This window comes from Mucilaginibacter arboris, assembly GCF_009754915.1.
GTDB lineage: Bacteria > Bacteroidota > Bacteroidia > Sphingobacteriales > Sphingobacteriaceae > Mucilaginibacter_A > Mucilaginibacter_A arboris.
The window spans coordinates 110,976-123,173 of record NZ_WPIK01000003.1; the positions used below are offsets into that span (position 1 = coordinate 110,976).

The 12,198-nt window shown below is 37.4% G+C and carries 5 protein-coding genes; 3 read left to right on the forward strand and 2 right to left on the reverse strand.

The window, feature by feature from the left end; translation table 11 throughout:
• From GO621_RS03740 to GO621_RS03750, 3 genes are all read left to right on the forward strand, one after another.
• The gene (locus tag GO621_RS03740; RefSeq protein WP_157564326.1) at positions 1-1,467 is read left to right on the forward strand and encodes a RagB/SusD family nutrient uptake outer membrane protein; all 1,467 of its coding nucleotides are present in this window, start codon (positions 1-3) and stop codon (positions 1,465-1,467) included.
• Between the two features lie 650 nt (positions 1,468-2,117).
• Positions 2,118-5,285, forward strand: a complete 3,168-nt coding sequence (locus GO621_RS03745; protein WP_157564328.1) for a SusC/RagA family TonB-linked outer membrane protein — start codon at positions 2,118-2,120, stop codon at positions 5,283-5,285.
• Positions 5,286-5,354: 69 nt separating this feature from the next.
• Positions 5,355-6,944: a RagB/SusD family nutrient uptake outer membrane protein gene (locus tag GO621_RS03750; RefSeq protein WP_157564330.1), complete on the forward strand. Its 1,590-nt coding sequence runs from the start codon at positions 5,355-5,357 to the stop codon at positions 6,942-6,944.
• 937 nt (positions 6,945-7,881) lie between these two features.
• Here the strand turns inward: GO621_RS03750 and GO621_RS03755 are convergent.
• Both GO621_RS03755 and GO621_RS03760 read right to left on the reverse strand, forming a co-directional pair.
• Entirely contained in the window at positions 7,882-11,019 is a 3,138-nt protein-coding gene (locus tag GO621_RS03755; RefSeq protein ID WP_157564332.1) for an efflux RND transporter permease subunit, read from the reverse strand.
• Positions 11,020-11,097: 78 nt separating this feature from the next.
• Positions 11,098-12,192, reverse strand: coding sequence for an efflux RND transporter periplasmic adaptor subunit (locus GO621_RS03760; RefSeq protein ID WP_157564334.1), 1,095 nt, complete (start codon positions 12,190-12,192; stop codon positions 11,098-11,100).
• Positions 12,193-12,198: the final 6 nt, after the last annotated feature.

Sequence of the window (12,198 nt, forward strand, 5' to 3'; positions counted from 1 at the left end):
ATGAAAAAGAAGTATATAAAAATATATTATATAGCATTTGTTTCAATAGCACTTTTTTCAATTCCCTCTTGTAAAAAGAATATTAACTTAATACCAACTGACAATATTACAAGTGCAAATGCTATAACATCTACCAGTACTGTAGAACTGGCTATTGTTGGGGCATACGCAGGTTTGAGCAATGTAAATACAACAACTTCTATTAATGCAGTTTCTACAACTCCTGGAGCAGCTTACGATAATTCTATTTATGCAAACGCTATAATGAGTGATGAGGTAAGAAGCGGCCTTGATAATAACAGTAGAAATTATGGTGCTGAACAAAAATGGCAATTTGATGCAAGTAATCCAGGTGCATCAGATGTTACTGCTGCTTGGATTAACTTTTATAACGTTATTGATCGTGTTAACCGTGTTTTAGCTGTTATAGATAATATTCCTGGAGATCAGGCAACCAAAGACAGACAAAAAGGAGAGCTATTAGCTCTTAGAGCTTTCTGCCATTTTGAATTACTAAGAAATTATGCACAAGCTTATGATGCAAATGCATTAGGTATACCCATTGTATTACAATCCAGTGTATTCGGATTGCCTGCGAGAAACACATTTGCGGAAGTGATTAGTCAGGTTAAAAAAGATTTAACATCTGCTAAAAGCTTAATTCCTACTACTTTTAGTATAACAGACCCTACCAGAATTGCAAAGCTTGCAGTATCTGCCATGCAGGCACGTGTTGCCTTATATGAAAAAAATTGGACTGATGCTATTACTTATGCTACCGAAGCAATTAATGGTGCTCCTCTTGCTACAAGAAGCCAATTTCCATCCATTTGGACTGATGTTTCAATCGCTGAAGTGATTTTTGAAATTAAAAAATCAAGTAATACTTACTACATAGGTGTACTATTTCGTGATACTAATAATGATGTATTCTTTTCACCATCTTACAAAGAGATTGATTTGTTTGATAAAGTAAACGATATAAGGTACAATTCCTACATTAAACAAGATTTAACTATTGCAGCAACTAAAGAACAATGGTTAGTAAATAAATACCCGGGTTCAGGATCAAATAAATATAATAATACAAAAGTATTCAGAACTGGTGAAATGTATTTAATTAGAGCTGAAGCTTATGAACAAAGTGGTGATTTAGTTAGTTCAGCGGCTGATTTAAATACATTAAGAGCATCTCGTATTACTGGTTACGTAGCACAGACTTTTGCATCAAAAGATATAGCTGAATCCGCAATCCTAACGGAAAGAATGAAAGAATTGTTTTGCGAAGGTCATCGCTTTTTTGATTTAAAAAGAAAAGGATTACCTGTTGTAAGAGATGACAGAGACCTTGTTGTTAATCCAACAATTCCTAAAACACTTAACCCAACAGATAGAAATTATGATTTACCTATTCCCCAAGCGGAAGTTTTTGCTAATCCAAATATCAAAAACAATCCTGGGTACTAACTATTATTAAAAAAGGTTTGTAGGGAATTAATTAAAAACTTATATTTATAAGGAGGCTATTTAAAAAATAGCCTCCTTTTTTGTTAAGAAATAGAATATAAGTAAACTAAACTATAGATAAACATATTTTATATCAGCGTAAAACTATAATTATAGAATAACCAGTTTCTTTTCTATCAATATTTTTTAATGAAGTAAGAATAGTACAGAAAATGGTATAGTATATTTATTATGTGTTAAGAATCTGTTTTAATTTTCTACAGCCTGTTTTACATGCTTTTTTTATTACTTAAAATTTAGCGTGTTCTGTTTTCTTTTATTAGGAAAGTAAAAATGACTTCCCCATACAAATTAAAGGTTTCTGTAATTTTTGTTATCACGTATAAAGGTACAACAGCGGTTTATAGTGCTAAAAGAAATATTACAGTTTTTTGAATTGGTGCAAAAACATTTCGAGTTTTAAGAATAGATACTCCCCCATTCCTGGAATGGCTTTCCAACTGATGCCATAAAAATTATCCCATAAATGCATAGAAAGAAATAAGGTTAAACAGATATTATAAAAATCTATCGTTTATTTATTGACAATTCTAACACTGTAACAAATTTATTATTACTTTCGATAATTATAATAACTAAAAAAATAAAGCATGAAGCAAAAATTACTTATTTTTTTTCTGTTCGGATTGTTCTCATTACAAAATGCGTTTGCGCAAAACAGAAAAATTACAGGGTCTGTAACCGGGAGTGATGACGGGCAGCCTTTACCAGGTGTATCGGTAATAGTTACAGGAACTAACATCGGTACTCAAACAGATGCACAAGGATTATATTCAGTCAATGTTCCATCTAATGCCAGATCATTAACTTTTACTTATATAGGTTTCGGACAAAGGATTGTTCAAGTGGGGGGTCAATCCTTAATCAATGTAAAACTAACTGCTGATAATAAAACCTTAAATGAGGTAGTAGTGGTTGGTTACGGAACACAACAGCGTAAAGATGTAACTGGTGCTGTTGGTAGCCTTAAAGGTTCTGCAGTAACCGATCAGCCTGTGGCTAGTTTTGATCAGGCGTTGGCTGGTAAGGTGTCTGGTGTTCAGGTAACTGTACCAAGCGGTATTTTAGGTCAGCCGCCGCGTATCCGCATACGTGGTACTAACTCTATTTCCAGTGGCGCTGATCCATTATATGTATTGGATGGCGTGCCAATTATTACTGGTAACCAAGGGGCAAATACGTCAAATAACCCATTAGGGGACATTAACCCAAATGATATTCAAAGCATTGATGTGCTGAAAGACGGTTCTGCAACAGCTATTTACGGTTCCCGCGGTTCTAATGGTGTAATTATAATAACTACTAAAAGAGGTATTCTTGGTAAACCAAGGATCAATTATGATTCGTGGTTTGCTTCTGCTCAGCCTTCAAAAAGGTTTAAACTTTTGAATGCTGCAGAATTTATCACAGTAGCAAACGAAAAACTTTTTAATGCCGCTTCTGCTGCCAACCAGGCTTCAGGGGCATACAAAAAGGCCTTTCCAACTCTGGATCCCAATGGCAATCCTTATGATACAGACTGGCAAAGTGTAGTATTTAATAATCACGCATTTCAGCAAAACCATGCTTTATCTATCAGTGGAGCTACAGATCAATCTAATTATTTCTTTTCCTTAGGTTATGCAGACTTACAGGGTATTATCAATTCAAACAGTCAGCGTAAATACCAGGTAAGGGGCAAAATTGAGCAGAAAGCATTTAATAATCATGTAACCTTTGGTGTAAATACTTCGGCATCCTATATTGATAATCATGGATTAAATACAAGTACCACAGGTTTATCCGGCAACGTTTCTACAGCAATCCGTGACCTTCCTAACGTTCCTGTATTTAATGCAGATGGTTCATATAATTTAAGCAATGTTAATAGCTTAGGGGCAGGTGCAAATACGCAAAATATTGATGATAATTATACAAACATTAAGTATATCATTGATCATAATATTTACCGTAACCAGAATGTAACCCTTAATGGCGATGCTTTTGTAAATGTAAATATCATTAAAGGGTTAGACTTTAGAACCCAAATTGGTACAAATGCCCAATTTGGGGAGGATTATTTGTATTGGAACCCTGTGCATGGTGATGGCGGAAGCTCAACAAAAGGTTATGAATCTCAATATTATATTCCTAACTTCAGGTACGATTGGATTAATACATTAACCTATAATAAGTTGATCGGCGATCATAACATTAATGTGGTAGGGGGTATAGAATTTCAAAAATCAAGGTACAGGTACTTTTATGCTAATGGTTCGCAAATATCCAGTGATTTCTTCGGAGGGCAGAATATTATTAGTAACTCTTTAACACAATCTACTTTCGGAATAGGTGGTAACGTTTCTGAACAAGCATACAAGTCCTTTTTTGGCCGTGCTAACTATTCATTTAAAGATAGGTATTTGTTAAGCTTTACTTTCCGTGCCGATGCTATATCTTCTTTACCTGCTGGCCATCAATATGCTTATTTGCCAGGAGGATCTATTGGTTGGCGGATCTCTAAAGAATCATTTTTTACTCAAAGCGAGGGACTTAAGTTTATTAGCGATTTGAAAATAAGAGGAGGTTATGCAAAAACGGGTAATACAGACATTGGTAACTACCCTTTTGCCGGTACATTTGGCGCTGCCACTTATGGCTCACAAAGCGGCTTAGCTTATACACAAGTTGGCAACAGTAACCTTAAATTTGAAACTACCGGTAAATTTGATGTCGGATTGGATGTTTCCTTTTTAAACGACCGGATCAGCCTTACAACAGACTATTTTTATAATAATGATAATAACCTGATCTTAGCTGCCCCTACAGCTCCTTCATTAGGTGTACCGGGGAATTCTATCAATCAGAATATTGGCACGATGACCAATAAAGGGTTTGAATTGGGTATAAATTCTGTAAATATTAAAACAAGTAATTTTACCTGGTCAACAGATTTTAATTTAACGTTAGTTAAAAATAAAGTTACCGCGTTAGCCAATAATAATACTGATGTAACTTATACTTATAATATTAACCGGGTTGGTTCTTCTGTAGGATCTATTTACGGATATCAATATGCAGGTGTAAACCCGGCAAATGGTAACCCATTGTATATAAAAGGTAACGGACAATTGATACAAGGTAACATACCTAATCAGCTTTACTATACTTATGACCCTGCAAATCCTACCGTAATGACCACCGCGAACCAAACTACGCTAAGTGCGGCTGATAAAAGGATATTAGGCAATTCTAATCCAACTTATATTGGTGGCTTAAACAATACTGTAACGTATAAAGGCGTGGATTTAAGTTTGTTCCTTATTTTTTCTGGTGGCAACAAAATAATGAATGTTACTCGGCAGGAAGTATTATTGAACCAGAAGTTCCAGAATGGCGGTACGGAACTTTTAAACCGCTGGACACCAACTAATACGAACACAGATGTTCCAAAATTGTATTACGGACGTGATGCATTTATTAATAATACGGCAAATGCAACCTCAAGATTTGTAGAAGATGGTAAATTTATCCGCGGCCAAAATATTATATTAGGATATAGCTTACCAAAGTTATTGTTAGATAAAATAAAGCTAAGCCGTGTACGTGTATATGCAGAGGTTCAAAATGCTTTTGTTATCACGAAATATACAGGTTTGGATCCTGAACTTACTCAAAATGTTACCACAAATGCTCAAGCAAATACCCAGGCTGGTGTAGATTACAATACTAATCCAAAAGCCCGTACATATACTATTGGTCTAAATGTTGGATTTTAATAAAAATATAAGATGATTTTAATAAAAAATATATTTAAACAGTCGGCTCTGCTAATAGGCACTGTTGCTATGATTTCAGTATCATCATGCAAAAAATATACGGAGTTAAGCCCTATAAGCTCCCCGTCTGAGACTACGGCTTTTACTACGCCAGCTAACATTGCATTAGTTGCTGCTGGTGTTTACAGTACAGCATCATATGGGTTTTATTATGCAACTACTGCAAGTGCCAATGCTCCGCGAGGCTATCCTTTTGGTTCAGCCTCTACTATACAAAGTGAGATGCGTGGTGAGGATATGGTTAACTTGGCCACATTTTACCAATTAACTTATGAAAGTTTGATCGATCCTACTACGGCCAACAATGTAAATATGTGGAATAATTTGTATGCATTAATCAATCAATGTAATATTTTAATTGCAGGGGTTCAGGGAGCAGCCTCTAATGGTACTATAACAACAACCGTAGCTACGCAATATGAGGGGGAAGCCCGTTTTTTGCGTGCATTGGCACACCACGAGTTGGTCATAAACTTTTCACGCCCGTATGTGGACGGTAATGGCAGTAAACCAGGTGTACCTTACCGTAATGTTGCGATAAATGACCCTGCTGTTGTTGCTCCTGCAACAGCTATTGGCCGCGGTACTGTTGCTGATGATTATACCAAGATTTTAGCCGATCTGGATTTTGCTGAAGCGAACTTGCCTGCTACAAATGCTGTAAATTCCATTACCCGTGCTACAAAGGGAGCGGCAATTGCTTTAAAAACCAGGATAAAACTACACATGCAGGATTGGGCAGGTGTAATTGCAGAGGGAACTAAGTTAGGTACAGCATCAGGAACTGTATTTACAAGTCCAATTGGCAATTATAAACTTACGGCTTCGCCGGATGGTCCTTTCGTGTCGTTTATGAATAATACTGAATCTATATTTTCGATAGAAAACAGTGCAGCTTCAAACGGAGGGGTAAATGGTGCATTGCCTAATATGTTTGGTGCAGCGTCTAATACTATAAACCCAGCTTTTGGCGGCCGTACTTTAGTTGTGACAAGCCCGAACTTATACAATGCATCTTTTTGGGTAACCGGCGATACCAGAAGGACGTTATTACAGGTACAAGGTACAGGAACAGGTAATAAATACTTCTTTAATTACAAATATCGCGACCCTTTAAATAAAACCGATTATAACCCTATCATCAGGTATGCAGAAGTTTTATTAAACGTAGCAGAAGCTTACTCCCGTACAACAGCATTAGATGTTAGGGCACTTAATTTATTAAATGCCGTACGAAACAGGGCAGTTCCTGTTGCTTCACAATTTACTGCTGCAAGTTTCACTACACAAAATAGCTTAACCCAAGCCATATTAAACGAACGTCGTATTGAGTTTGCCGGCGAAGGACGAAGATGGGCTGATATTACCCGTTTGTCTCAGGACCCTAATTTCCAGGTAGCTGGTGGCGGTATTCCGGCAAAAGTGTTGGTGATAGATCTGGTGGGAGATGGAAGTCAATATAATGTAATTACACGACCGGTAGTTAATACTTCTAAGGCAGCCTTACCTTATTCAGATATTCATTATGTATGGCCAATACCTACACAAGAAATAACAGCTAATCCAACATTAGCAACACAGCAAAACCCAGGATATTAATCAACACCAAATTAATATTTCAAATCCCCGGCAGATTTTTCTGGCGGGGATTTTCTTTTTAATTTTTATCGGCATAACCACCTATTTAAATTTATCTCAGAGCCTTCAATATTCTCATAGATTGGTTCTGATGCTTCTTTTAGCACTGTAAAATTGGTGTTTGTAACTTGCTGACGGTAAAAAAAGTAAATGGCCTTACTGATTTTTAGGTGATAAAAGAAGCATATTAAATAATTTGAATATCATTTAAACAGCTAAGTAAGCCTTTAAGTTAAACCTGCATGCTTCTTTTAGCACCTTAAAAATTTACTTTTTAAACCTTTGTGGTCAGGTTAAGAAACTGTTTGAAATTTATTGTGTAATTTTTTGTATGCTTCTTTTTTTGGCTAAAGCCGCTACTGTGTTTATACCACCCACGGCCTGAAGGCCGTGGCAATTTTAAAGCTTGGTTTTACTGCAAATCTTTGTTTGTTAATGCTGAATTTACCCTGTGCGGACAGAACGTCCATTCTCATGTTAACCTTCGGTTGCCACGGCCTTCAGGCCGTGGATAAAGGATAACCGGCAACAGGCTTTAGCCAAAAAAACAAAACATTTAAAAAATTATAGCATAAAAGGGGCATTAAACAAAAGGGCAAAATTTAAACAGGCTCTATGCTGGACTTTGGCCATTTTTAACATAATTAATAAGTTACAATAACCGACGTTTTTTTAGTAATTATTGAAAGTCGAGTAATTATAACAAAAATGGCTAAAGTCCAGCTAAGATCTGGTATAATTTTTACAGGGTAAAAGAAGTATTTCAATCTTCTCAGTTTAAATTATATTTTACATGAAATCAATACATGTGTAGGTTTTTGCCAATCAGGCGTAAAAAAAGCTGTCTCAAATAAATTTTAAGACAGCTTTCTATGCAAACAAGCTCTATTTTAAAGGTTTACCCCCTCACCGCGCCAATCTTCTTCAGCAATTTCCTGTTTTCCCTTTTGTGGATCAAACTATAAACCATCTTATAAATAATAGGTAAAAGAAGCAAGGTTAAAATAGTAGAAGTAACCAAACCGCCAATAACCACAATGGCTAAAGGTTTTTGCGTTTCTGAGCCAATTCCCGTTGATACAGCGGCGGGCATTAAACCAATGGCAGCCATCAGGGCAGTCATTACCACCGGTCGGACCCTCGATAAAACACCTGTTAAGATCGCTTTATCTATAGGGATGCCTTCTAATAGGTTTTTACGAAACACGGAGATCAGGATTACACCATTCTGGATACAAACACCAAATAAAGCGATAAAGCCGATACCTGCCGAAATGCTGAAGTTGGTTTGGGTAATATGTAAAGCCAAAATCCCGCCTATTAAAGCGAATGGTACGTTCAGGATTACCAGTACCGCATCTTTTACATTGCCAAAAGTGGTGAAGAGGATCAGGAATATGACCAATAAACACACAGGGACAACATGGGCCAAAGTGTTTGAAGCCCTGATCTGATTTTCGAATTCACCGTTCCAGGAAAAAGCATATCCCTGGTCCAGTTTTACGGCCTGGTTAACTTTTTGCTGGGCTTCTGCAATGGTACTGCCTAAATCACGCCCCCTGACAGAAAATTTAACGGCAATATAACGCATGTTGTTATCGCGGTAAATAAATGCCGGCCCGGTTAATTGAGTAATCTGGGCGATTTCTTTAATAGCGATTTTAGAACCGTTTAAAGTGGGGACCATCAAATTCTCAATTTTCTCCTCGGTATCCCTGAAATCTTTTTGATAACGGATACGGATATCAAACTTCCTTTCTCCCTGATAAAGTGTTGTGGCTGCCTTACCTCCGATAGCCATTTCGATAACCGAGTTGGCATCAGCAGTAGAAACGCCGTACAAGGCCATTTTGCTCTGGTCAAGTTCTATCCGAAACTCTGGCTGACCAAGGTTACGCAATATTCCCAGGTCTTCAACACCTTGAATTTTACTTAAAACCCGCATCACTTCATTCGCCTTGCCGTCTAATACTTTAAAGTCCGAGCCAAATATTTTTACGGCCATCGAAGCCGGAACGCCAGCAACAGCTTCAGCCACGTTATCAATAATAGGTTGTGAATAATTAAAAATAATACCGGGAAACTGGCTTAGCTTTTTATCCATTTGTGCGATCAGTTCTTCCTGGGTAATGTGGCGTTTCCAGTCGTCTTTTGGAAGAAGATCTACCTGGATTTGCACATTAAAAAAACCTTTCGGGTCCGTGCCGTCATTGGTTCTGCCAACTTGAGATAAAGTTTGTTTCACTTCAGGGAAAGAACCTAAGATGCTGCGCATTTTATTGGTTGTACTTACAGAACTTTCTAAAGATGTACTCATGGGTAACTGAGCTGTAACCCATAAGGCGCCTTCATTTAATTGCGGAAGAAATTCGGTTCCTAATAATTTGGCCGATAAAAAGGTAAGCACCATGAAAATCAAAGCTACAATGATGCTCAGCTTCTGATTTTTGTAAGTGAAATTGAACATCTTATGGATCCCACTTTCAAAGAAAATAACAACCGGGTTATGTTTTTCGCGAACATTTTTACGCAGCAGGATACTGGATAAAGCCGGAACAAATGTTAAGGTGAAAATTAAGGCGCCTAACAAAGCAAAACTTAAAGTATAAGCCAGGGGCGAGAACATTTTGCCTTCCACCTTTTGAAAAGCAAAAATGGGCATCAAACAAGTAAGGATGATCAGTTTGGAGAAGAAAATTGCCTTTCCCATTTCTGACCCCACATTTTTAAATAAGCCTAACTTGGCAAGCTTATTAAATTTCTCCATGCCTACTTCCTTGGCCTTATGGTCGAGGGCAACGTAAATCCCTTCTACCATCACCACGGCACCATCGATGATTATACCAAAATCTACCGCGCCCATAGAAAGCAAATTGGCGCTCATGCCTTTCAGCCTCAAACAAATAAAGGCAAAAAGCAGTGATAAAGGAATAATGATGGCTACGGTTAAGGTTGTACGCCAGTCGGCCATAAATAAAAATACGATCACGGTCACCAGTACAATACCTTCGATCAGGTTATGGATAACCGTATGTGTAGCAAAATTCATGAGCGTAGTACGGTCATAAAAGACATCGATTTTAGTGTCTTTGGGCAAAATATGCGCATTAAGATCTTTTACTTTATCTTTTATCCTGACTAATACTTCTGACGGGTTTTCTCCCTTTCGCATTACCACAATGCCTTCTATCGCATCGTTTTCTTTATCACGGCCTACCTGCCCCAGGCGTGGCAAGCCCCCTTCATGAATATCTGCAACGTTTTTTGCCAGGATAGGAACATTGTTCACATTTTTGATAATGATATTCTGGATCTCATCAATGTTATTGATCACACCAATACCTCTTACCACATAAGCCTGGTTGTTTTTTTCGATCACATCGCCGCCTACATTGATATTACTTCGGTTAATGGCATTATAAACATCTAACGAAGTAAGGCCATATTTTTGTAATAGTGCAGGGTTAACACTTACTTCATAATCTTTTTCTTCTCCGCCAAAGCTGTTCACATCGGCAACGCCTGGTATAGATTTAAACTGGCGGTCAAGCACCCAATCCTGTAACTCGGTGAGTTCATGGATGCTTCTGATTTTACTGCGTAATGTATAACGAAAAATTTCGCCGGTAGGGCCATACGGCGGTTCTACTTCCGGTTTTACGCCGTCTGGTAAATCGGCATTTAATAAACGGCTTAATACTTGCTGACGTGCAAAAGCATCGTCCACATCGTCATCAAAAATAATGCGGACATAAGACAACCCGAAGGAAGAAGTAGTACGAAGATTAGACTTTTTCTGGACCGAATTTAATACCGTTTCCATCGGAATGGTAATCATCTTTTCCACTTCTTCTGCACTACGGCCCGGCCATTGTGCAATAATGATGATCTGGGTATTGGTTACATCCGGAAAAGTTTCAATAGGTGTATTTAAATAACTCCACACGCCTAATGCCGCAAGTGCCGCCGTTAAAAAAAACACAAAAAAGCGGTGTCTTAACGAAAAGTATATAATGTTTTTAATGAAGCTATTCATTATTTTTTGTCAGTTAAATCGTTTTATTGTTGAAAAATATGTCAACAAACATTGTTAATTGCTTTAAAGAAGATTGACTTACTCTTCCGTCAGTGCATCGTATAATAATAGCTGATTTTTAGAGATCAGCATTTCGCCTGCTTTCAATCCCGAGGAAATGTAGCTTACGTTATCAACTGTTTTGATAACGTTTACCTCGCGTACCTCCATACTGCATTTGCTTTGATAAATAACCACAAAGTTTTTACTGTCGTTAAAAATGATAGATGATGCAGGCACAGTAACAGATTGGGTAGGTTCGTTATTAGAAATAATTACAGAAGTAAACATTTCCGGTTTTAGCAACATACCAGGGTTAGGTAAAGTAATTTTTACCTTCATTACTTTGTTATCAGGATCTAATACAGAACTAACTTCGTTTACTTTTCCCTTAAAAACTTTTCCCGGATAAGCAAGTGTAGTTACTTTAGCGGCATAGCCATTTTTTACTTTAGCAATATCGCTTTCAAAAACATTTGCCCAAATCCAAACATCCTTCATATCAGAAATGGTAAACATGCTTGCGGCGTTATCATTACGGATAAAACTACCTGCAGTAACTGCTTTTTCAACAATGTAACCACTTTCCGGTGCTTTAATAATATACTGGCCGCTTGCACTTGTACTACCGTGGCCATTAATGCTTAACTGTTCCTGAATTTTGCGGTTAGCAGCCTGCGCTTTATTATAATTTTCTTTGGCCTCGGTATAATCGCGTTCACTGGAAATACCGTTTTTGTACAAGTATTCTGTTTGTGCCAACTGGCGTTTAGCAATGGAAAGATCAGCGTTTGTAGCAGATAAATCTGTATAACTTCCGGCAACATCAGCACTTCTCATAATAGCCAGTACCTGGCCTTTGCTTACTCTGTCGCCCAAAGAAACACGTACATCTGTTACCTGGCCGCTTGAAAAAGGGAAAACTTTTACTACCCGGTTGTCATCAAAAGAAACTTCACCCGATAAAGTCAGCTCGTCCTGCATACCTGTAGTTTTGGCTGTATCAATGCGGATTTCTTTAGCTAAAGAATCAGTAATGCAAACACTTTTCTTTTGCGCAACTTCTTCCTTTTTATGTTCACATGACGTTAAAAGCACTAATGCGGAGAGACAAGTTATTAATTCTCTTTTCATTTTTTA

What these genes read in the sequence shown, in the direction of transcription:
- GO621_RS03740 (WP_157564326.1), top strand. Translation starts at nt 1, where the DNA reads ATGAAAAAGAAGTATATAAAAATATATTATATAGCATTTGTTTCAATA.
- GO621_RS03745 (WP_157564328.1), top strand. Translation starts at nt 2,118, where the DNA reads ATGAAGCAAAAATTACTTATTTTTTTTCTGTTCGGATTGTTCTCATTA.
- GO621_RS03750 (WP_157564330.1), top strand. Translation starts at nt 5,355, where the DNA reads ATGATTTCAGTATCATCATGCAAAAAATATACGGAGTTAAGCCCTATA.
- GO621_RS03755 (WP_157564332.1), bottom strand. Translation starts at nt 11,019, where the DNA reads ATGAATAGCTTCATTAAAAACATTATATACTTTTCGTTAAGACACCGC.
- GO621_RS03760 (WP_157564334.1), bottom strand. Translation starts at nt 12,192, where the DNA reads ATGAAAAGAGAATTAATAACTTGTCTCTCCGCATTAGTGCTTTTAACG.